The sequence below is a fragment of the Sphingopyxis sp. YF1 genome (assembly GCF_022701295.1).
Classification (GTDB): domain Bacteria; phylum Pseudomonadota; class Alphaproteobacteria; order Sphingomonadales; family Sphingomonadaceae; genus Sphingopyxis.
This window is the reverse complement of record NZ_CP033204.1, coordinates 3,992,021-4,014,034: the sequence shown is the minus strand read 5'-3', so window position 1 is coordinate 4,014,034 and position 22,014 is coordinate 3,992,021. Positions and strand designations below refer to the sequence as shown.

General features: G+C 66.3%; 22 protein-coding genes. 7 read left to right on the top strand and 15 right to left on the bottom strand.

What is annotated here, in order from left to right; genetic code table 11:
• Nucleotides 1-62: 62 nt before the first annotated feature.
• From EAO27_RS19360 to gluQRS, 10 genes are all read right to left on the bottom strand, one after another.
• The gene (locus EAO27_RS19360) at nt 63-1,205 is read right to left on the bottom strand and encodes an epoxide hydrolase family protein (protein ID WP_242773923.1); all 1,143 of its coding nucleotides are present in this window, start codon (nt 1,203-1,205) and stop codon (nt 63-65) included.
• Entirely contained in the window at nt 1,202-1,792 is a 591-nt protein-coding gene (locus EAO27_RS19355) for a class I SAM-dependent methyltransferase (RefSeq protein ID WP_278190170.1), read from the bottom strand. Before EAO27_RS19355 ends, EAO27_RS19360 begins: the two co-directional genes overlap by 4 nt.
• A gap of 80 nt (nt 1,793-1,872) precedes the next feature.
• The gene (locus EAO27_RS19350; RefSeq protein WP_242773920.1) at nt 1,873-2,361 is read right to left on the bottom strand and encodes a hypothetical protein; all 489 of its coding nucleotides are present in this window, start codon (nt 2,359-2,361) and stop codon (nt 1,873-1,875) included.
• A 100-nt stretch (nt 2,362-2,461) separates the two neighbouring features.
• The gene (locus EAO27_RS19345) at nt 2,462-3,328 is read right to left on the bottom strand and encodes a 3-hydroxyacyl-CoA dehydrogenase NAD-binding domain-containing protein (RefSeq protein WP_242773917.1); all 867 of its coding nucleotides are present in this window, start codon (nt 3,326-3,328) and stop codon (nt 2,462-2,464) included.
• Between the two features lie 207 nt (nt 3,329-3,535).
• Nucleotides 3,536-4,522 carry an L-histidine N(alpha)-methyltransferase gene (egtD, locus tag EAO27_RS19340; protein WP_242773915.1) on the bottom strand — a complete coding sequence of 329 codons (987 nt, stop codon included), beginning with the start codon at nt 4,520-4,522 and terminating at the stop codon, nt 3,536-3,538.
• Nucleotides 4,523-4,524: 2 nt separating this feature from the next.
• Nucleotides 4,525-5,832, bottom strand: a complete 1,308-nt coding sequence (gene egtB, locus EAO27_RS19335) for an ergothioneine biosynthesis protein EgtB (RefSeq protein WP_242773913.1) — start codon at nt 5,830-5,832, stop codon at nt 4,525-4,527.
• A gap of 166 nt (nt 5,833-5,998) precedes the next feature.
• A complete protein-coding gene (locus tag EAO27_RS19330) occupies nt 5,999-6,367 on the bottom strand; it encodes a hypothetical protein (protein ID WP_242773910.1) in 369 nt (122 codons plus the stop codon).
• A gap of 112 nt (nt 6,368-6,479) precedes the next feature.
• A complete protein-coding gene (locus EAO27_RS19325) occupies nt 6,480-7,061 on the bottom strand; it encodes a cob(I)yrinic acid a,c-diamide adenosyltransferase (RefSeq protein ID WP_242773908.1) in 582 nt (193 codons plus the stop codon).
• Nucleotides 7,062-7,080: 19 nt separating this feature from the next.
• Nucleotides 7,081-7,314 (bottom strand): HIG1 domain-containing protein, encoded by a 234-nt coding sequence (locus EAO27_RS19320; RefSeq protein ID WP_242773906.1) that lies wholly within the window; start codon nt 7,312-7,314, stop codon nt 7,081-7,083.
• A complete protein-coding gene (gene gluQRS / locus EAO27_RS19315; protein WP_242773897.1) occupies nt 7,315-8,178 on the bottom strand; it encodes a tRNA glutamyl-Q(34) synthetase GluQRS in 864 nt (287 codons plus the stop codon).
• Nucleotides 8,179-8,348: 170 nt separating this feature from the next.
• Between gluQRS and EAO27_RS19310 the strand changes: the two genes are divergently transcribed.
• Nucleotides 8,349-8,915, top strand: coding sequence for an HNH endonuclease (locus EAO27_RS19310; protein WP_242773895.1), 567 nt, complete (start codon nt 8,349-8,351; stop codon nt 8,913-8,915).
• Nucleotides 8,916-8,992: 77 nt separating this feature from the next.
• The gene (locus tag EAO27_RS19305) at nt 8,993-9,415 is read left to right on the top strand and encodes a YbaY family lipoprotein (protein ID WP_242773893.1); all 423 of its coding nucleotides are present in this window, start codon (nt 8,993-8,995) and stop codon (nt 9,413-9,415) included.
• Here EAO27_RS19305 and EAO27_RS19300 read toward each other — a convergent pair.
• Nucleotides 9,412-9,963 carry a hypothetical protein gene (locus tag EAO27_RS19300; protein WP_242773891.1) on the bottom strand — a complete coding sequence of 184 codons (552 nt, stop codon included), beginning with the start codon at nt 9,961-9,963 and terminating at the stop codon, nt 9,412-9,414. The genes EAO27_RS19305 and EAO27_RS19300 overlap by 4 nt on opposite strands.
• Before the next feature lie 222 nt (nt 9,964-10,185).
• On the opposite strand from EAO27_RS19300, the gene ppc reads away from it, so the two are divergent.
• A complete protein-coding gene (ppc, locus tag EAO27_RS19295) occupies nt 10,186-12,855 on the top strand; it encodes a phosphoenolpyruvate carboxylase (protein ID WP_242773889.1) in 2,670 nt (889 codons plus the stop codon).
• A 57-nt stretch (nt 12,856-12,912) separates the two neighbouring features.
• Here ppc and EAO27_RS19290 read toward each other — a convergent pair whose 3' ends face one another.
• From EAO27_RS19290 to EAO27_RS19275, 4 genes are all read right to left on the bottom strand, one after another.
• Nucleotides 12,913-13,428: a hypothetical protein gene (locus EAO27_RS19290; RefSeq protein ID WP_242773886.1), complete on the bottom strand. Its 516-nt coding sequence runs from the start codon at nt 13,426-13,428 to the stop codon at nt 12,913-12,915.
• Nucleotides 13,429-13,587: 159 nt separating this feature from the next.
• Nucleotides 13,588-14,391 (bottom strand): SDR family oxidoreductase, encoded by an 804-nt coding sequence (locus EAO27_RS19285; protein WP_242773883.1) that lies wholly within the window; start codon nt 14,389-14,391, stop codon nt 13,588-13,590.
• A 125-nt stretch (nt 14,392-14,516) separates the two neighbouring features.
• Complete coding sequence (locus tag EAO27_RS19280; protein ID WP_242773880.1) at nt 14,517-15,635, bottom strand: acyl-CoA dehydrogenase family protein; 1,119 nt, start codon at nt 15,633-15,635, stop codon at nt 14,517-14,519.
• Between the two features lie 103 nt (nt 15,636-15,738).
• Nucleotides 15,739-16,920: an acyl-CoA dehydrogenase family protein gene (locus EAO27_RS19275; RefSeq protein WP_242773875.1), complete on the bottom strand. Its 1,182-nt coding sequence runs from the start codon at nt 16,918-16,920 to the stop codon at nt 15,739-15,741.
• Nucleotides 16,921-17,093: 173 nt separating this feature from the next.
• Between EAO27_RS19275 and EAO27_RS19270 the strand changes: the two genes are divergently transcribed.
• The 4 genes from EAO27_RS19270 (at nt 17,094) to EAO27_RS19255 (ending at nt 22,012) form a co-directional block, all read left to right on the top strand.
• Nucleotides 17,094-17,951, top strand: coding sequence for an SDR family oxidoreductase (locus EAO27_RS19270; protein ID WP_242773873.1), 858 nt, complete (start codon nt 17,094-17,096; stop codon nt 17,949-17,951).
• A 5-nt stretch (nt 17,952-17,956) separates the two neighbouring features.
• A complete protein-coding gene (locus EAO27_RS19265; protein ID WP_242780662.1) occupies nt 17,957-19,408 on the top strand; it encodes an MFS transporter in 1,452 nt (483 codons plus the stop codon).
• A 111-nt stretch (nt 19,409-19,519) separates the two neighbouring features.
• Entirely contained in the window at nt 19,520-20,809 is a 1,290-nt protein-coding gene (locus tag EAO27_RS19260) for an acyl-CoA dehydrogenase family protein (protein ID WP_242773871.1), read from the top strand.
• Nucleotides 20,810-20,920: 111 nt separating this feature from the next.
• Nucleotides 20,921-22,012 carry a Zn-dependent alcohol dehydrogenase gene (locus EAO27_RS19255; RefSeq protein ID WP_242773869.1) on the top strand — a complete coding sequence of 364 codons (1,092 nt, stop codon included), beginning with the start codon at nt 20,921-20,923 and terminating at the stop codon, nt 22,010-22,012.
• Nucleotides 22,013-22,014: the final 2 nt, after the last annotated feature.

Here is a 22,014-nt window from a genome sequence, read left to right as displayed (position 1 = left end):
CCGCGAATATCTGGCCGGCGTGCTCTGCGTGCGATCGGCCTATTGACGCGAACGGACCCGGGTCAGAGCCGCATGCAGGCGAGCGCCGCGCGCACCTCGTCCACGAACAGGTCCGGCTGTTCCCACGCGGCGAAATGCCCGCCGCGGCAGGGTTCGTTCCAGTAGACGATGTTGGTGTAGCGACGCTCGGCCCAGCGCCGCGACAGGCGCATGATTTCGTTCGGGAACAGGCTGCAACCGGTCGGCACATGGATTTCGCCGGCGCCGAACGCGCGGAAGCTGTGCCAGTAGAGCCGCGCCGACGAGGCTGCGCTCGCGGTCAGCCAATAGAGGCTGACGGTATCGAGCATCGCGTCGCGCGACAGCGCTTTTTCGGGGTGGCCGCCGATCGACTGGCCGCCCAGTGCATGGCCGCAATCGGTCCAGCCGTGGCATTTCTCGACGATCCACGCCATCTGGCCGACGGGCGAATCGGTGAGGGCATAGCCGAGCGTCTGCGGCCGCGTCGCCTGCTGGGTCGAATAGCCGCTGTCCTTGGCCTGGTACCAGCCGAAGCGCGCGAGATAGAGTTTCTCGGCCTCGCTGAGATCCGTCATCAGGTCGGACGGCGGCGCGCCGACAACCATGTTGACGTGGATACCCGCGCAATGATCGGCGTGGTGCATGCCGAGCGCGCAGGTCACCGCACTGCCCCAGTCGCCGCCTTGCGCGAAATAGCGATCGTAGCCGAGCCCCCGCATCAGCGCGTCCCACGCGGCGGCAATATGCTCGACGCTCCACTTCGCCTCGGCCGGCTTGCCCGAAAATCCGTAACCGGGAAGCGAGGGAATGACGAGATGATAGTCTCGCGACAGCGGTTCGATAACGTCGAGGAATTCGAGGATTGATCCCGGCCAACCGTGCGTCAGCACCAGCGGCCGCGCGGCGGGACTCGCCGAGCGGATATGGAGAAAATGAATGTCGAGGTCGTCGATCGTCGCGAGATAGTTGGGCCACGCGTTGAGCCGCGCCTCGATCCGGCGCCAGTCGTAACCGCCGCGCCAATAGGTGGCGAGGTCCTGCGCATAAGCCAGCGGCAATCCCTGATCCCAGTCGTCGACCGTCTCCTTTTCGGGCCAGCGCGTGTTTGCGAGCCGCGCCTTGAGATCGTCGAGCGCCGCCTGCGATACCTCGACGGTGAAAGGGCGCAGATCCTCGACGTTCATTGGCCATCCTCCATTGCTTTACGGGTCAGAACGCGAACCCACGGTCCCTGGACGCCGTCATAACCGCCGCCAAGCCCTTCGGCGATGTCCAGCGAACCCCACGGGCCGGCCCGACGATACACCGCTTCGGCGTCGGCCGCCGACAGATAGTTGAAATAGCGCCCGAAGCGGTCCCGTCCCTCGCTCCCGCCGCCCTTGTAACTCGCAAGATGCCATCCCCCCGGGCGCAGCGCGCGCCAGATGCGATGCAGGATATCGGGCAATCCGGGACGGGGCACGTGCAGCAGGCTCGCCGACGCGAGCACGGCATCATAGCCGCGCTCGACGTCGAGTTCGTCGAAGCGCAGAACAGCAACGCGCCGGCCGAGCCGCGTAGCCGCCCGCGCCGCGATTTCGGCGACACCATCGGTCACATCGACGTCGAAGCCGCGTCCGATCAGATATTCGGCATCGATCCCGCCGCCGCATCCCAGTTCGAGGACGCGCGCGCCGCGCGGCAGGCGGTCGGCGAAGCCGGCGAGGTGACGGCTGACACCTCCTGCACCGCTGGCAGTGTAGACGGGCGCTTCGGCCGCATAGAAAGCCAGCGTCGCAGGATCGAAGGTCGCGCGGGCGACATCGAATCCGGGCGTATCGCTGGCGATATCCGTCCTCCCCCTTCCCCGGTTCAGGGCCGGGCCGGCGCCTTGCAGCCGCGTTCGATCCCGACCCCCTTCAAAAAGCCCCGCCGTACCGTACCGGCATAAACCGCGATCGCATAGCGCCGCCGTTCGGCGTTGGCGCCGGTGACCTCGCCGATCAGCCCGCCGAAGGGAATGAAGCTGCCCGCCACATTGCCCGCGACGCGCCCCGCGGTCTTCTCGCGCTTCTTGGCGAGGCTCTCGTCGACCCGTTCGTTGATGTCGGGCCCGAGCACGGCGTTGAGTTCCTCGACCTCGCGGATGATCGCGGCGCATTTGCCGAAGCCGGCGAGCGAATAGGGATCGCCCTGGATCGCGAGCAGCTTCGGCGGGACCTCCTTGCCGTCGAAGGGTTCGGTCACCGAATTGGCGGTTTCCTTGATCGTCGACTGCTCGGGCGCGCCCTGCTGGGCGCAAACCGGGACCGTCGCCATCAGTCCGAGCACCGGCAGAAAGGCGAGGCTTTTTCGAAACATGGTCAGGCTCCCGTTGCGATCTTCGGTTGTCGACCTCTAACGCACGGCAACCGATTCGGCTCCCGCACCGACCAGCCGGCTGCGCGCGGGACGACGGCGATCAGCGCGTCGGAACGGGCGCCTCGCCGGTCCAGTCGTAGAAGCCGCGCCCGGCTTTCTTGCCGACCCAGCCCGCCTCGACATATTGGACGAGCAGCGGCGCGGGGCGGAATTTGGGGTCGCCGGTTCCGCTCTGGAGCACGCGGATGATCTCGAGGCAGGTGTCGAGACCGATGAAGTCGGCGAGCGTGATCGGCCCCATCGGATGGTTGAGACCCAAACGGCAGCCGGCATCGATGTCCTGCATCGTCGCGACGCCCTCGCCCAGCGCGAAGATCGCCTCGTTGATCAGCGGCATCAGCACGCGGTTGACGATGAACCCCGGCGCGTCGTTGGCGTGGACGATCTCCTTGCCGAGTCCGCGGCCATAGGCCTCGACCGCCTGAAGCGTGGCGTCGCTGGTCGCGAGGCCGCGGATCAGTTCGATGAGGCCCATCACCGGTACCGGGTTGAAGAAATGGACGCCGATGAAGCGCGCCGGATCGGGCGCCGCCTGCGCGAGGCGGGTGATCGGGATCGAGCTGGTGTTCGACGCGAGGATCGCGGTGGCCGAGAGATGCGGGCCGACGCTCGAGAAGATCGCGCGCTTGATTTCCTCGCGCTCGGTCGCCGCCTCGATCACGAGATCGGCGGGTGCGAAAGCGGCATGATCGGCGACGGGAGTGATGCGCGCAAGCAGCGCGTCGGCGTCGGCCTGCGTCATCTTCTCTTTGGTCACGAGGCGCGCAAGCCCCTTGGCGATCCCCACCTTGCCCGCTTCGGCGCGTGCGATGTCGATGTCGGACAGCAGCACATCGTGGCCGGCTCCCGCCGACACCTGCGCGATACCCGCGCCCATTTGCCCTGCCCCGATGACGCCGACGATCATATGCCTGTCCTTTTATCCACACGCGCGCCCGTTGCGGGCAGCCAATCCAATCATCCCATATTCCGTTTGCCCTGAGCTTGTCGAAGGGCTGTTCTTTCTTTCAACGTTGAAGAAAGAGAAGGACGGTCCTTCGACAAGCTCAGGACGAACGAGTCAGGACGTGGCCGCTGCTCTAGATTCTGGCGCGGTCTCGTCAAGAGTGGAGGATCAGGGAGCCGAGCGGAACTCGGTCGCCCGGGCGAGGATCAGCGCGAAGGCCGGGTCGGCATCGTCCCAGGTCGCCACGGGTGTCCAGCGGCCGGCGCGGAGCAGCAGGTTCGCGTCGCGCGGGCCATATTTATGGCTGTTCTCGCTGTGGATCGTCTCGCCCTTCGCCATATGATAGCGGCGCCCGTCGACCGTGAAGTCCATGGCGCAGGCCGCGACGAGGTGCATTTCGATGCGCGCATGGACGTCGTCCCAGACCGCACGATGGGTGAAATTTTCGACCGGGATCGTCCCGCCGAGTTCGCGGTTGATGCGTTCGAGCAGATTGAGATTGAACGCCGCGGTGACCCCGGCGGGGTCGTCATAGGCCCGTTCGAGAATCGCGACATCCTTGATCCGGTCGATACCGATCAGCAGCAGAGCGCCGTCGCCGAGCGCCTCGCGCCAATCCCGCAGAAGATCGACGGCGGTGCGTGCGACCATGTTGCCGATCGTCGAGCCGGGAAAGAAGCCGAGTTTGGGCAAGGCGGCGATTTCGCGCGGCAAGGATACGCGCTGGGTGAAATCGGCCTCGACCGGATAGATGGCGAGACCCGGGAAGCGCGCCGCCAGCGCGAGCGCGCTGTCGCGAAGAAAATCGCCCGAGATATCGACCGGAACATAGGCCGCGGGCGCAATCGCATCGAGCAGCAGCGGCGTCTTGGTCGAACTGCCCGATCCCAGTTCGACCACCGCGCGGCCGGGACCGACCGCCACGGCGATATCGGCGGCGTGGCGGGTGAGCAGGCCGGTTTCGCTGCGTGTCGGATAATATTCGGGGAGCGCGGTGATATCCTCGAACAACGCCGATCCGGTCGCATCGTAGAACCAGCGCGCGGGGACCGCCTTTTGCGCCTGCGACAGCCCGGCGTGGACGTCGGCGCGAAAGGCCATGTCGACGCCGGCGTCGTCGGCCGAAACCTGACGAAGATTGCGCACAACGCCCATGGTCAAAGATCCTTCGCGAGCCGCACGCCGGTGAACTGCCAGCGCTGGTGCGGGTAGAAAAAGTTGCGACAGGTCGGCCGCATATGGCCGCGCGGGGTCGCGACGCTGCCGCCGCGCAGCACGAACTGGCCGCTCATGAACTTGCCATTATATTCGCCGACCGCGCCGGGCGCGGCGCGGAAGCCAGGATAGGGACGATAGGCGCTGCCGGTCCATTCCCACACGCTGCCGAACATCTGTTGCAGGCCCGTGTCGGCGGCGGGCGCTGCGACGGGCTGGACGGGGCCGGCCGCATCGAGCTGTGCGCCCGAGGCGGGGTCGAGCACGGCGGCCGCCGCCTCCCATTCGATTTCGGTCGGCAGGCGCGCGCCGGCCCAGCTCGCGAAGGCGTCGGCCTCGAAGACGCTGATATGGGTGACCGGCGCCGCGGGATCGATGTCCTGCCAGCCCGCGAGAGTGAAATATCGCCCGTCCTGCCAGTAGGCGGGCGCCGCCACATCCTTGTCCTGCACCCAAGCCCAGCCGTCGCTGAGCCAGAGCGACGCGGTGCGATAGCCGCCGTCGGCGATAAATTGTTGCCACTCGCCGTTGGTCACGGGACGGCTGGCAAGCGCGTGCGGCGTGAGGAGCGCCGAAAAGCGCGGGCCTTCGCAGTCGAAGGCGAAGCCGTCGCCGGCATGGCCGATGCCGACCACCCCCTCGGCGCCGCGCACCCAGCGCATCGGCGCGGCGTCCCCGCTGCGCGTCAAAGGCGCCGAAAACTGCGCAACTTTACACTGAATCGCACCCTGCTCCCACACCGCGGGGCCGAGCGGATTCTGCGCGAAGAGATGCTTGATGTCGGTAAGCAGCAATTCCTGATGCTGTTGTTCGTGATGGATGCCGAGGGTGACGAGCGCCTGCGCTGCGCGCGGCAGATCGGGCAGCGCGCGCTGGACCGCGGCATCGACATGCGCGCGCCAGACGCGGATTTCATCGAGCGACGGGCGCGTCAGCAGCCCGCGTTGCGCGCGCGCGTGGCGCGCGCCTTCGGCCTCGTAATAGCTGTTGAAAAGAAAGGGATAGCGTTCGTCGAACAGCCGGTATCCGGGAAGATGATCGCGCAGCACGAAGGTTTCGAAGAACCAGGTCGTATGCGCGAGGTGCCATTTGGCGGGCGAGGCGTCGGGCATCGACTGGACGCTGGCGTCGGCATCGGACAACGTCGCGACGAGATCGAGCGACAGGTGCCGCGTCGCGGCGAAACGCCGGGTCAGCGCCTCGATCGGATCGGCCTCGGTCGCGGACGGAGCATCGGTTCGGCTGGCCATGGGCAGATAATCCCCCGGGGTGCGATTCGGTTTCGCGGCTGGCCCCGATTATGGGTGCACACCGATGGATTGTCTAGAACATTAAGGGAACAACGCCGCCCACGAGGCGATTGACCGCTTGCGACGGGGTGTCGGCTTTGGGGTGGGAAGCGGACGTTCCAGATTATCAAGTGAGATTGGTATCAACGAACATTTCGGCGAATTGCTGGGCAGGTAGTTTTACGCCATTTGCGGCCGCGATCCGCTGATTCTTGGTCCACATTTCTCGGATTAGTTCTGGCATTTTTTCGGGCAGTTCCATCGCAGTGGCGATTGCATTCTGCCAAGTCCCGTCGCCGCCGAAAGTGCCGGTAAGCTTTGGAGCCATTGCCTGTAGGCGTGAAGCGTCGTTCTCGGAGAGGTGGTCGACTGACCAGAGAACATAAAGCTCCAATAATCGAAGCATCGGCTTGCCGACGTAGCGCTCGGGGTCGGTGTTGGTAACAGTTTCGAGGGGCGGCGGCGCTGCTTCCTTTTTCGACCATGGCCAGCCCATAACCCCTCCCAATAATCTCAGAGAGCATAGACTGCCATGACGGGCTTATGTCCGCAATCGGTCGATAACGGCCATCCGACAGGCGATCCGACAGGCGGCCGCCATGCCTGCGTCAGCGCGTCGCGCCGGGTTTCCAGAGGATGTCACCGCCCGCCGCTGCGTTGATGTGCCGGGTGAGCACGAACAGATGGTCCGAAAGGCGATTGAGATAGGACAGCGCGATCGGGTTGAGGTCGCGCCCCTGCGCCGCGGTCACCGCCGCGCGTTCGGCGCGGCGCGCGATGGCGCGCGCGAGGTGCAGCCGCGCCGCGGCTTCGGTGCCGCCGGGCAGGATGAAGCTGCGCAGCGCGCCGAGTTCGGCGTTCATCGCGTCGATCTCGTCCTCCAGCCGCGCGATCTGGCCGGGCACGATGCGCAGCGCCATTTCGTGCGGTCCGAAACCGAACTGGATGTCGGGCGGGGTCGCAAGGTCGGCCCCGAGGTCGAACAGTTCGTTCTGGATGCGCGACAGCATCGCAGCTTCGTCGCTCGCCGGGTCGAGCACGGCGGCGGCAATGCCGATCGCGCTGTTCGCTTCATCGACGTCGCCGATCGCCGCCATCAGCGCATCGGACTTGGCGACGCGCGACCCGTCGACGAGCCCGGTGGTGCCGTCGTCGCCGGTGCGCGTATAGATCTTGTTGAGCTTGACCATGATACCGGGTGCGCGGCGCTTATTTGCCGGCGGCGACGAAGCCGATCAGGACGAGCAGGATGATGGTGATCGCCTGCCATTTGACGCGCGCCATCATCATCCGGTTCTGGAGCCGCTGGTTTTCCTCGACCTTGCCGTCGATCGCGGCGCGGTGTCCCTGCGCGAAATAGAGGAGCCCCCGCGCGAGCGAGAAGAGGACGAAGCCGGCGGCGACCACGACGCCAAGGACAAGCAGGATTTCCATGCCCTTCATTTAGGGATTTTGCAGGAAAAATCCAGTGGGAAGCCGGCCGTGCAAGAGATCGTCGGCGAGCCGCCGCCCGTCGAGACCCGCGGCGCGCAGCGAGGCGAGCGAGGCGGCCGCGTCGCGCTTTGCGAGCCGCTTGCCGTTGGGGCCGCAGACGAGGCCGTGGTGGCGGTAGAGCGGGACCGGCAGGTCGAGCAGGGCCTGGAGCAGGCGGTGGACGTCGGTCGAGGCGATCAGGTCGGCGCCGCGGATCACATGGCTGACCCCCATGGCGGCGTCGTCGAGGCTGCTCGCGAGGTGGTAGGAGGCGGGCGCATCCTTGCGCGCGAGGACGACGTCGCCATGCGCCAGAGGCGCGGCGCGGCGCGCGCCCTGCCCCTCCTCTTCCCATGCAAGTTCGCCGGTCGTGGCGACCGCCTTCGCCATGTCGAGGCGCCAGCAGTGCGGCTCGCTTTCCAGCCGCCGGCGGCGCTCGCTCTCCGCCAGATGGCGGCAGGTGCCCGGATAGGCCGCCCCCGCCGGACCGTCGGGCGGGCCGTGCGGCGCGGCGAGGCTCGCGGCGATGTCGGCGCGGGTACAGAAGCAGGGATAGACCAGCGCGCGCGACCGGAGAGCGTCCAATGCCGCCGCATAGCGATCGAGCCGCGCCGACTGGCGCACCGGATCGCCGTCCCAGTCGATCCCGAGCCATTCGAGGTCGGCGAGCGCGGCCGCGACATAGATCTCGCGCGAACGGCTGCCGTCGATGTCGTCGATGCGGATGCGGAACCGCCCGCCCGCGCCGCGCGCCGCGGCATGGGCGAGCAGCGCGCTATAGGCGTGGCCGAGATGGAGTTCGCCGGTCGGGCTCGGAGCGAAACGCGTCAGCATGGCGGCGAAAGGCAAACCAGATGCTGTGGGCGATCCGTATGATTCATTCCATATCTTGCGGAACATGCCCCCTTGACGCCAGATTCTGATGCGGCATGTAATGATGCTGTCACTTCGGGAAGGCAGTGGCGCGCCAACCCGCGCAGCACAGGGGGCAGCGTCCAAAAGCCATGTTCCATCCCGATCTTGCCCGACATCCCGACAGTTGTCCCGCGCTCGTCCTCAACGCCGACTATACGCCGCTGAGCTATTATCCGCTGAGCCTGTGGCCGTGGCAGACCGCGGTCAAGGCGGTATTCCTCGACCGCGTCACCATCGTCGAGAATTACGAGCGCGAGATTCACTCGCCGACGCGGACGATGCCGATCCCGAGCGTCATCGCGCTCCGCCAATATGTCAAACCGTCGCAATATCCGGCCTTCACGCGCTTCAACCTGTTTCTGCGCGACCGTTTTGCGTGCCAATATTGCGGATCGGCCAAGGACCTGACCTTCGACCATGTCGTGCCGCGCCGGCTGGGTGGACGCACCACGTGGGAGAATGTCGCAACGGCGTGCGCACCGTGCAACCTCAAGAAGGGCGGGCGCACCCCGGCGCAGGCGCACATGCCGCTCCACCGCCAGCCGTGGCGCCCGACGAGCTGGCAGCTCCAGGACAACGGCCGCTGCTTCCCGCCCAACTATCTGCACACGAGCTGGATCGACTGGCTCTATTGGGACGTCGAGCTCGAAGGCTGACGGGAACATAACGAACGCGACAGCGTAGGTTCACCGGGGCGGTTTTAGGGGACCGCCGACAAAAAAGGAGAACAGTCATGGTTCGTTTCGCCCGCACCCTCGCGCTCGGCCTCGCCACCCTGCCGCTCGCCGCCTGCGCGACGCTGATGCCGTCCGAAGAGCCGGTGTCGGTCACCGGCAGCATCACCTACCGCGAGCGCATGGCGCTGCCCCCGACGGCGCAGGTCGAGATCCAGCTCGCCGACGTCAGCCGGATGGATGCGCCGTCGCGCACGATCGCGCAGCAGAGCTTCACCGCCGACGGGCGGCAGGTGCCCTTCGCCTTCTCGCTCACCGTCGACCAGCGCAAGCTCGATCCGCGCGGCCGCTATTCGGTCTCGGCGCGGATCAGCGACGGGTCGGGGAAGTTGATGTTCATCACCGACACGCACAATGGCGTGACCTTTGACGGACGCCCGCGGATCGACATGGGGACGCTCGTCCTGATCAGGACGCGCTAGCTGTTCCCCGGACAGTCGATGTCGACGGGAATGTTCATCTCCCTGAGCATCTGTTCGATCCCGGCATAATCGAATTGCCATTCTTCATCGTCGCCGAGCGAGCGATCGCCCGGCGACATCGCTACGCCGCGGCAACAATAGCAGACACGCAGTTCCGCAACCTGCGCCCCGTCAGCATCGAAATACCGAAAGAAATGGTGCGGGATGAAACAGGCCGCCTCGGCGTCGTTCTCGAACTCTTCGCGCGTCATGCGATATCGAAAGACGGACCGGTCGAGGCGTGCACGCTGCGCGGGCGTAAGCAGAATACCATCCCCGTCATTCATGAGCTCCACCACGCGCGGCAGCTTGGGTTCTGTATCGCCTTTCACAAAAAGTCGAACTTCGACCGCCTCGCGCGGCGGGACCATCAACCGCCGCTCGCCGGGCTTTAATGCCCCAAGGCCTCCATGGGTGGAATTTGGCGCTCCCATCGTTGCCCCGAGCACCACTCCTATGGCCACGAAAAGCGCCACCCACATGGCGAAGACGGCATTCCGGCTTTTCATATTCGTCCCCCTATCAACGAGAATTGCGCGGCCCTGTCCGATTTGCAACCGCGCATCATCGCCGACAGTTCACCAGCCATTTGCGACAAACACCCAACCGGAACCTCCGGCTGGAAGGCCCAAGCAGACAGCATGCACAAAATTTCGGGTAGAGCGGGCGCATAGCTATGCGCCAAGCGCATAGCTTGACCCCGCACCTTCGCAGGTGCAGCAAAGGCGGCCATGGGCCCGCCGATACAGATCTCGCAAAATCCCGACATCCGCTATCTCGGGCGGATCCTCGGCGACGTCATCCGCGCCTATGGTGGCGACAAGCTGTACCGGCAGACCGAATATATCCGCTCGGCGAGCGTCGACCGGCATCGTGGCATCGCGGGCGCCGAGGCGATCGACCCGGGGCTCGACGCGCTGAGCCTCGACGACACGATCGCCTTCGTGCGCGGCTTCATGCTCTTCTCGATGCTCGCCAACCTTGCCGAGGACCGGCAGGGGGTTGCCGCCGAGCCCGAGGCGACGGTGGCCGCCGCGCTCGCGCGGCTGGCAGGCGACGGGATCGACGCGCGCGCCGTCGCCGCGCTGATGGAGGCGGCGCTGGTCGCCCCCGTGCTCACCGCGCACCCGACCGAGGTACGCCGCAAGTCGGTACTCGACCACAAGAACCGCATCGCCGAACTGATGCTGCTGCGCGACGCCGGGGTCGACGAGACCCCCGAGGGCGACGTGGTCGAGGATGCGATCCGCCGGCAGGTCGTGCTGCTGTGGCAGACGCGTCCGCTGCGCACCGAAAAGCTGTTCGTCGCCGACGAGATCGACAATGCGCTGACCTATTTGCAGGGCGTCTTCCTGCCCGTGCTGCCGAAGCTCTATGCGCGCTGGGAAGGCGAGCTGGGGCAGCGCCCCGCGAGCTTCCTGCGTGTCGGCAGCTGGATCGGCGGCGACCGCGACGGCAATCCCTTCGTCACCGCCGAGACGCTGCGGCTCGCGACGGGATCCAACGCCGCCGCGGTGCTCGGCCATTATATCGATGCGGTGCACGCGCTCGGCGCCGAGCTGTCGGTGTCGTCGGCGCTCGCGCCGGTGCCCGACACGGTCGAGGCGCTGGCCGCGGCGAGCGGCGACAGTGCGCCCAGCCGCAGCGACGAACCCTATCGCCGCGCGCTGTCGGGAATCTATGCCCGGCTGACCGCGACCTACGCCGCGATCGCGGGGCGTCCGGCGCCGCGCCCTTCGGCGCTGCCGGGCGAACCCTATGCGACGCCGGAGCATTTCCGCCGCGACCTCGTCACGCTCGCCGACGGACTCGAAGCGAGCGGCGAGGGCCAGCTCGGCGGGATCGGCGCGCTCGGGCGGCTGATCCGCGCGGTCGAGGTGTTCGGCTTTCACCTCGCAACGCTCGACATGCGCCAGAACAGCGCGGTGCACGAGCGCGTGCTCGCCGAACTGCTGAGGGTCTCGGGGGTCGAGGCCGATTATCTGGCGCTCGACGAGGAAGCCCGCATCGCGCTGCTGCGCCGCGAACTCGCCAGCAACCGCCCGCTCGCCGCGCCGTGGCACCGGTGGAGCGAGGAGACGGCGGGCGAGCTCGCGATCGTCCACGCCGCCGCCGATGTACGCGCGCGGCTGGGCGACGACGCGATCTGCCAGTGGATCATCAGCAAGGCCGAAAGCCTGTCCGACCTGCTCGAGGTGCATGTGCTCGCACGCGAGGCGGGGCTGTGGACCGCGGGCGGCACCGACAGCCTGATGGTCGTGCCGCTGTTCGAGACGATCGCCGACCTCGACGATGCCCCCGCGATCATGGCGCGCTATTTCGCGCTGCCCGAAATCGCGCCGCAGGTCGCCGCGCGCGGGCATCAGGAAGTGATGATCGGCTATTCGGATTCGAACAAGGACGGCGGCTATCTGACCTCGACCTGGGGGCTGCACCAGGCGTCGGACGCGCTGACCCCGGTGTTCGCGGCGGCGGGGACGTCGATGCAATTGTTCCACGGCCGCGGTGGCGCGGTCGGGCGCGGCGGCGGCAGCGCCTTTGCCGCGATCCGCGCCCAGCCCGCGGGTACGGTGCAGGGGCGCATCCGCATCACCGAGCAGGGCGAGGTAATCGCCGCGAAATTCGGCACCGCCGACAGCGCGGTCTCCAACCTCGAGGCGATGGTCTCGGCGAGCCTGCTTGCGAGCCTCGAGCCCGAGGGGCTGTGCGCGCAGGACTGCATGCGCTTCACCGCGGCGATGGACGCGCTGTCGGATACCGCCTTCGCCGCCTATCGCGGGCTGGTCTACGACACCCCGGCGTTCCGCGATTTCTTTCGCGCGATGACCCCGATCGCCGAGATCGCGACGCTCAAGATCGGGTCGCGACCGTCGAGCCGCACCAGATCGACCGCGATCGAGGACCTGCGCGCGATCCCGTGGGTGTTCAGCTGGGCGCAGGCGCGCACGATGCTGCCCGGCTGGTACGGGACGGGCGAGGCGTTCGCGGCCTTTGAAGACAAGCCGCTCCTCGCGGATATGGCGCAAAGCTGGCCCTTCTTCGGCGCGCTGCTCGGCAATATGGAGATGGTGCTTGCCAAATCCGACATGGGGATCGCGGCGCGCTACGCCGAGCTCGCGGGCGGTGTCGACGGGCATGACGCGATCTTCGGGCAGATCAGGGACGGCTGGCACCGCGCCCACGACGGATTGCTGACGATCACCGGCCAGACGCGATTGCTCGAAAACAACCCCGCCCTCGAGGCGTCGATCCGGCTGCGCCTGCCCTATATCGAGCCGCTCAACCTGCTCCAGATCGAGCTGATGAAGCGCCACCGCGCGGGCGAGACCGATCCGCGCATCGCCGAGGGTATCCAGCTGACGATCAACGCGATCGCGACCGCGCTGCGGAACAGCGGATAGGCGCGACTCCACCCGGCCCCGCCCGATGCAACCGGGGGCGGGGCCGGGTTCCGGCGCCTATTTCGAAACGATCCGCACCTCACCCCTGGCATTCGCCCCGTCGGGGGTGAAGCCGATGGTGAAAGCATCGCCATCCTTGTCGGTGCCCGCCAGCGTGTCGCCGGTGCGGCTCACCTTGACCGATTTTTTCGCGAACTCGCCCGCCATCCAGTCGGCCGCCTTTGCCGGCGTCGTCGGCGAGGTGAAGCCGAATTTCACCACCGCGTCCTTCGCGCCATCCTTGTCGTTCGCATTGATGTCCATCGTGGTGATCGTGCTGCCCGGAAACAGCTTCACCCCGTCGATGTCGAAATCGCTGGTGATGTCGAGATCGGCGATATCGGGAATGTCGAGGTCGATATTGACCCCGTCGCCGTCGATCTTGAGCTTGCCGCCGTCCTTGCCCGAGGTGATGCGGACCCCGCCCCCGTCGCCGTCGGCGTTGATGCTGACCTCGGGGCCCGCCTTCTTTTCCTCGCCCTGCCCGCAGGCGGCAAGGAGCATCATCGGCGGAATGAGGAAGGCGAAACGCATGGCACATCTCCTTGGTGAGTTATTAAGATAATACACTGCGGAGATTGGTGAGTCAATTTCCCCTCGCACCGTCATGCCGGACCTGATCCGGCATCCATAGCGGCGATGCCGTCATGGACCCCCGATCAGGTCCGGGGTGACGATGAAAGAAACGGCGCTTTAAGCGTCGATGCTGGTCTTGAGGTCGCCGTGCACCAGCCCGCCGTCGACGGTGATCGTATCGCCGACGACATAGTCGCCCGCCTTCGACGCGAGGAAGATCGCGGCGCCCGCCATGTCCTCGGGGACGCCGATGCGCTTCACCGGGATGCTCTTCGCGACCGCGTCGCCATGGTCGCGCGCGGCCTTGTTCATGTCCGACTGGAAGGCGCCGGGGGCGATCGCGGTGACGAGGATATGGTCGGTGACCAGTCGTGCCGCCATGCGCTTGGTAAGATAGAGGATCGCCGCCTTCGACGCGTGATAGCTGTAGGTTTCCCACGGGTTGAGGCGCATGCCGTCGATCGAGCCGATGTTGATCACCTTCGCGGGGCGGTCGGCGCTGCCCCCGGCCTTGAGCAGGCCGTGGAGCGCCTGCGTCAGGAAGAAGGGCGATTTGACGTTGATGTCCATCACCTTGTCCCAGCCCGCCTCGGGGAAGCCCTCGAACGGCTCGCCCCATGCGGCGCCGGCGTTGTTGACGAGGATGTCGAGGCGTTCCTCGCGCGCCTCGAGTTCCTTGGCGAGCGCGCGGCAGCCCTCGACGGTCGAAAGGTCGACGGGGAGCCCGATGACCTTGCCCGGATAGCGCGTTTCGAAGTCGGCGACGGCTTCCTCGATCTGCGCGGTCTTGCGCGCCGAGATGTAGACGCGCGACGCGCCCGCGGCGAGATAGCCCTCGACGATCATCTTGCCGATGCCGCGCGAGCCGCCGGTGACGAGCGCGATGCGGCCGTCGAGGCCGAACATGTTCTGAAGGTTCATAACCCTGTTCCTTTTTCCGTTCGTCCTGAGCTTGTCGAAGGACCGTTCTTCCCCGCGGCGTCCGAAAGAAAGGACGGCCCTTCGACAAGCTCAGGGCAAACGGGATTTGGGATTCTCGGTCGGCCTCAATAGCCGTTCATCCGGGCGACCTGGTCGATGTGGTAATGCACGTCGCCCATAAACTCGGCGAGCGCGCGGTCGCGTTTCATGTAGAGGCCGATGTCATATTCGTCGGTCATGCCGATGCCGCCGTGCATCTGGACGCCTTCGCGCACCGCGAGGTTGGCGGCGCGGCCGGCCTTGGCCTTGGCAACCGAAACCATCAGCTTCGCGCCCGCGCCGCCCTCGTCGAGCAGTTGCTGCGCCTTCATCACCGTAGCGCGCGCGACTTCCATCTCGCCATAGAGATGTGCGGCGCGGTGCTGGAGGCCCTGGAATTCGCCGATCAGTTTGCCGAACTGCTTGCGTTCCTTGAGGTAGGTGATCGTCATGTCCATTGCGCCCTGCCCGACGCCGACCATTTCGGCGGCCGCACCGGTGCGCGTCGCGGCAAGCAGCGCGTCGAGGATATCGCCACCGGCATCGACCTCGCCGATCACCGCGTCGGCATCGACCTCGACCCCGTCGAGCGTGACATGGCTCGCGAGGCTGGAGTCGACGAGGCGGCGCGGATCGGCGGTGACGCCCTTGGCATCCTTCGGCACCGCAAACAGGGTGATTCCGCCGTCGGTCTTCGCCGCGACGATGCTCATGTCGGCGACATGGCCGTGGAGGACGAAGCTCTTCCTGCCGTCGATACGGAAGCCGTTGCCGGCGCGCGTCGCGGTGGTGGCTATGCGATCAGGGCGGTGCTTCGCGCCCTCGTCGATCGCGAGCGCGATGATCGCTTCGCCCGATGCGATCGCGGGAAGCCAGCGGCTCGCCTGCGTGCCGCCCGCCTTGGCGAGCGCGGCGACCGCGCCGACGCTGGTCGCAAGGAAGGGCGACGGGGTCAGGTTGCGGCCGACTTCCTCGAGCACGATGCCCGCCTCCATATGCCCCATGCCGAGCCCGCCATGCGCTTCGGGAACGAGCATGCCGGGCAGGCCCATTTCGGTGAACTGCGCCCAGAGGCCCTGCGAAAAGCCGGTGGCGTCGGCGCTGTCGCGCAGGCTGCGGAGGTGCGCGACGGGCGCCTGTTCGGCCACGAAGGGCGCGACGCTGTCCTTGAGCATCGCCTGGTCGTCATTGTGATAGAGCGGCATATCTGTCCCAATCTCTTTTCGTCATCCCAGCGAAAGCTGGGATCGTTGGCGGTCCGAGCCGCCCTGTCCCGATAGCGGCCCCAGCTTTCGCTGGGGCGACGATTCACGCCCCCGGCAAATCCAGAATCCGCTTGGCGATGACGTTGAGCATGACTTCGCTCGTCCCGCCTTCGATCGAATTGGCCTTGGTGCGCAGCCAGGCACGCGGACGCGCGCCGCCCTTGGTCTCTTCGCTGTCCCATTCGAGCGCTTCGCTGCCGCCGCCCGACATGACGAGTTCGTGGCGGCGCTTGTTGAGTTCGGTGCCGACATATTTCATCATGTTCGACGAGGCGGGATGCGCGCGGCCGGTCTTCCACATGTCCATGAAGCGTTCGCCCATCGCGCGATACGCAAAGACGTCGACGTCGAACGCCGCCATTTCGGCGCGCAGGATCGGGTCGTCGAGTTCGCCATTCTCGTTCTTGCCGAGCGATTTCGCGAAGAGCGCGCCGATGCTGACCATGTCGCCGCCCGCGCCGCCGCCCGAGATCATCTCGCGTTCATGGCCGAGCAGATATTTGGCGACGTCCCAGCCGCGGTTGATCTCGCCGACATATTGCGTCTTCGGCACTTCGACATCGTCGAAGAAGGTTTCGCAGAAGGGCGAGTTGCCGCTGATCAGGAGGATCGGTTTGGTGGTGACGCCCTTGCTCTCCATATCGAAGAGCATGAAGGTGATGCCCTGATATTTGTTCGCCTTGTCGGTGCGGACGAGGCAGAAGATCCAGTCGGCCTTGTCGGCATAGCTGGTCCAGATCTTCGATCCGTTGACGACCCAATGATCGCCCTTGTCCTCGCCGAAGGTCTGGAGCGACACGAGGTCGCTGCCCGAGCCGGGTTCGGAATAGCCCTGGCACCAGCGGATTTCGCCGCGCGCGATCGGGTTCAGATAATGGACCTTCTGCTCCTCGGTGCCGAATTGCAGCAGCGCGGGGCCGAGCATCCAGATGCCGAAGCTGTCGAGCGGCGAGCGCGCGTTGATGCGCTTCATTTCCTGCTTGAGGATCTTGGTCTGCTCGGGGGTCAGCCCGGCGCCGCCATAGGCCTTGGGCCAGTCGGGAACGGTATAGCCCTTGGCGACGCAGGCCTCGAGCCACGCCTTCTGGGCGTCGTTCTTGAACACCCAATTGCGTCCGCCCCAGCAGACATCACCCTCTTCCCGGATCGGTTCGCGCATTTCGGCGGGGCAGTTCGCCGCCAGCCATTCCCGCACCTCGGTGCGGAAAGCGTCCAGTTCGCTCATCCTTTTGGCTCCTCTTCTGGCGTCAAATCTACGTCCGCTTCGCTACTTTACGCAAGCGTCAACTTGAGCCGTGCGGCCTGCCGTTACGGCGCCGTAGCGTCGGATCGGCCGCCGTTGACGCGGCCCGTTGCGCGCCTAAGCTAGGTGGCAAAAGAAAACGGGAGAGGTCCAATATGCGATTCGCAGGCAAGGTCGCCGTAGTCACCGGCGCAGCATCGGGCATCGGCAAGGCCGCGGTGCTGAAACTGGCGGCGGAGGGCGCGCACGTCTTCGCCGCCGACATCGATCTCGCGGGTGGACAGGCGCTCGCCGCGGCGTCGAACGGGAAGATCGATTTCGTCCCCTGCGACGTCACGCGCCCCGCCGACATCGAAGCGCTGATGAACACCGCGGCGGCGAAGGGGGGCGGCATCGACATCGTCTTCAACAACGCCGCGGCGGGAGGCGATCGCGCCCCGATCGACGAGATCACCCCCGAAGGCTGGGACCAGACGATGAACCTGGTCCTGAAATCGGTCGCGATGGGCATCCGCTACGCGAGCCCGCACATGAAGGGACGGAAAGGCGCGAGCATCGTCAACACCGCAAGCGTCGCGGCGCTCGGCGCGGGCTATTCGCCGACCGCCTATGCCGTCGCCAAGGCGGGGGTGCTGCACCTGACCAAGGTCGCGGCGACCGATCTCGCGCAATATGGCATCCGCGTGAACGCGATCTGCCCGGGTTTCATCAACACCAACATCTTCACCGCGTCGCTCGACGTCCCCGACGACAGCAAGGATGCCGCGAAGGCGATCATCGCGGGCATGAGCGCGGCGGCGCAGCCCGTCGCGCGCGGCGGCCAGCCCGAGGATATCGCCAATGCCGTCGCCTATCTCGCGAGCGAGGAGGCCTCGTTCATGACCGGCACGCATATGCTGGTCGACGGCGGGCTGACGATCGGCCAGCGCCATGCCTGGGACCCCGAGGCGCCGGGAATGTTCGACGCGCTCGTCGCGATGGAGGATGCCGCAAAGGCCGGGACGCCCGCGTGACCGCGATGGCGAGCGCGGTTCCCGTCCCCGCGAAATTGCCCGTCCGCCTGAAGGTCATGCACGGCCTCGGCAGCATCGCCTATGGCGTCAAGGACAACGGCTTTTCGACCTTTCTGCTGCTCTTCTACAATCAGGTCATCGGGCTCGACGCCGGGATCGTCGGCGCCGCGATCATGGTCGCGCTGATTGCCGACGCCTTTGTCGACCCGGTAATCGGCGAACTCACCGATCGCACGCGAAGCCGCTGGGGCCGCCGCCTGCCCTGGCTTTACGGCGCGCCGGTCCCGCTCGCCATCGCGTGGATGCTGCTGTGGCACCCGCCCGCGATGAGCGACGCGATGACGGTGGCCTGGCTGATCGGGCTCGCGATCATCGTCCGCTCGCTCGTGTCGATGTGCGAAGTGCCGTCGGTCGCGATCGTCCCCGAGCTCACCGCCGACTATGACGAACGCACCGTCGTGATGCGTTACCGCTTTCTCTTCGGCTGGGGCGGCGGCCTGATCATCCTGCTACTCGCCTATGGCGTGTTCTTCGGCGGCGCGAAGGGGCTGGTCGATCCCGACGGCTATTTCCCCTATGCGCTCGCCGGCGCGCTGATGATGGCGGGTGCGGTGCTGGTGTCGGCCGCCGGACAGCACAAGCGGATCGCGGTGTCGAACCTTCACGACGTCAAGCCCGCGACGACGCTGCGGCACATATTGGCCGAGATGCGCGACACGCTGTCGAACCGCGCCTTCCTGTGGCTGGTGTTCGCCGCGCTGTTCGGGTTCATCAACCAGGGCATCACCTTTTCGATGAACAATTATCTGCTCAGTTTCTTCTGGCAGTTCACGCAGGGCGAGATGATCGCCTATGTGTTCCTGCTCTTCGGATCGATGGTCGCCGCCTTCGTGCTGGTTGCGCCGCTGTCGGCCCGGCTCGGCAAGCGCGACGGCGCGATCGTCGCCGGGGCGATCTCGCTGCTGGTCAACAGCGGCATCTATTTCGCGTGGATCCAGGGCTTTTTCCCCGGCCTGCCCGGCAAGCCGAGCGTCGCGACGATGTTCGCGCTGGTGTTCGTTTCCAACAGTTTCTCGATCATGCTGATGATCCTGTCGTCGTCGATGATGGCCGACGTCGTCGAAGCGTCGCAGAGCGAGACCGGGCGGCGGTCCGAAGGGCTGTTCTTCGCCGGCTATTTCTTCATGCAGAAATGCGCGACCGGGATCGGCATCTTCATCGCAGGGCTGATCCTCTCCTTCGCCGCCTTTCCGGCGAACGCGAAACCGGGAGAGGTCGGCGACGCGGTGCTCGGCAACCTCGCGATCGGCTACAGCCTCGCGATCCTCGTGATCGGCGTCCTGGGGCTGATGGTGATGCGGCGCTTTCCGATTTCGCGCGCCGATCACGAGGCGCGGCTGGCGCTGCTCGACGACGCGGCGCGCGCCGAGCCCGATGCGACGGGCGCGCATCCGTAACGGAAAATATCCGGGCGCAACGAAAGGATGTAATTTTCGGGGCGCAGGGCTTGGCAAGCGGGGCCGAATCGGTCCAAAGGTTTACGCGAACGTAAAGGGAAGGATGCGAAGATGGATTTCGACCTCACCGACCGGCAGGTCTTTTGGCGCGACCGGGTGCGCGATTTCATCGATCGCAAGGTGCGCCCCGCGGTGCCCACCTATAACGAGCAGGACAAGGCGGGCGACCGCTGGAAGGTCATCCAGGTCGTCGAGGACCTGAAGGCCGAGGCAAGGGACGCCGGAATCTGGAACCTGTTCATGCCGCCGCGCAGCGCCGCGCACCACCATGTCGACGAAACGATCGCCTTCGAAGGCCCCGGCCTCAGCAACCTCGAATATGCGCTGTGCGCCGAGGAAATGGGCCGCGTCGGCTTCGCCAGCGAAGTGTTCAACTGCTCGGCGCCCGATACCGGCAACATGGAAGTGTTCCACCGTTACGGCACCGCGGCGCAGAAGCAGAAATATCTGGTCCCGCTGATGAACGGCGAGATCCGGTCGGCCTTCCTGATGACCGAGCCGCAGGTTGCCTCGTCCGACGCGACCAACATCGAGACGCGGATCGAGCGCGACGGCGACGATTATGTCATCAACGGCACCAAATGGTGGTCGTCGGGCGCGGGCGACCCGCGCTGCAAGATCGCGATCGTCATGGGCAAGACCGACTTCGCCGCGAAGCGCCATGCGCAGCAGTCGATGGTGCTGATGCCGCTCGACGCGCCCGGCGTGACGATCAAGCGCCACCTGCCCGTCTTCGGCTATGACGATGCACCGCACGGCCATATGGAAATCGAGCTCAAGGACGTCCGCGTCAACGCCGAAGAGGCGATGCTGCTGGGCGAGGGCCGCGGCTTCGAGATCGCGCAGGGCCGCCTCGGGCCGGGCCGCATCCACCATTGCATGCGCACGATCGGCGTCGCCGAGGAGGCGATCAGCAAGATGGCGAAGCGGCTGCAGTCGCGCGTCGCCTTCGGCAGGAAGGTCGCCGAATACAGCATCTGGGAACATCGCATCGCGCGCGCGCGCATCGACATCGAGATGACGCGTCTCCTGTGCCTCAAGGCCGCCGACATGATGGACAAGGTCGGCAACAAGTCGGCCGCCGCCGAGATCGCGATGATCAAGGTGCAGGCACCGAGCATGGCGCTCCAGATCATCGACGACGCGATCCAGGCGCATGGCGGGGCCGGCGTGTCCGAGGATTTCGGGCTCGCCAAGGCTTATGCGCACCAGCGCACCCTGCGGCTCGCCGACGGTCCTGACGAGGTCCACGAACGCGCGATCGCGCGGATCGAATTCGCCAAGCACAGCGACGCGAGCGATCCGGGCTTCTCGTCGGGTGACATCGGCGTTTCGCGTTAATTATCTCCGTTCGCCCCGAACCTGTCGAAGGGCCGTTCTTCTCTTTGACGACCGAGCAAGAAAGAACGGTGCTTCGACAGGTTCAGCACGAACGGCTTTGAGGGAAACATTATGACCAAAGCCGCGATTCTGATCGAGCCCGGCAAGCCGCTGTCGATCGAGGACATCGTCGTCGACAAGCCCCGTCCGCACGAGGTGCGCATCCGCACCGCCGCGTGCGGCCTGTGCCATTCGGACCTGCATTTCATCGACGGTGCCTATCCGCACCCGCTGCCCGCGATCCCCGGCCATGAGGCCGCCGGCATCGTCGAGGCGGTCGGCAGCGAGGTGCGCACGGTCAAGGTCGGCGACGCGGTCGTCACCTGCCTCAGCGCCTTTTGCGGGCATTGCGAATTCTGCGTCAGCGGCCGCATGTCGCTGTGCATGGGCGGCGACACCCGGCGCGCGCCCGGATCGGCGCCGCGCATCACGCGCCCCGACGGATCGCCGGTCAACCAGATGCTCAACCTCAGCGCCTTTTCGGAGGTGATGCTGGTCCACGAACATGCGTGCGTCGCGATCGACCCCGACATGCCGCTCGACCGCGCTGCGGTGATCGGCTGCGCGGTGACCACCGGCGCGGGAACGATCTTCAACGCGTGCAAGGTGACCCCGGGCGAGACGGTCGCGGTGGTCGGCTGCGGCGGCGTGGGCCTGGCGACGATCAACGCGGCGAAGATCGCCGGCGCGGGGCGCATCATCGCCGCCGACCCGGTGCCCGAAAAGCGCGAACTGGCGATGAGGCTGGGCGCGACCGACGTCGTCGACGCGCTCGCAGACGACGCCGCGAAGCAGATCGTCGAACTGACCAAAGGCGGCGTCGACCATGCGATCGAGGCGGTCGGGCGTCCGGCATCGGCGAGCCTTGCGGTCGCGTCGCTCCGCCGCGGCGGCACCGCGACGATCCTCGGCATGATGCCGCTTTCGGAAAAGGTCGGCCTCGGCGCGATGGACCTGCTCTCGGGCAAGAAGTTGCAGGGCGCGATCATGGGCGGCAACCGCTTCCCCGTCGATATCCCGCGCCTCGTCGATTTCTACCTGCGCGGGCTGCTCGACCTCGACAGCATCGTCGCCGAAACCATCCCGCTCACCCAGATCAACGAAGGATTCGACAAGATGAAGAAGGGCGATGCCGCGCGGTCGGTGATCGTGTTCGACCAATGACC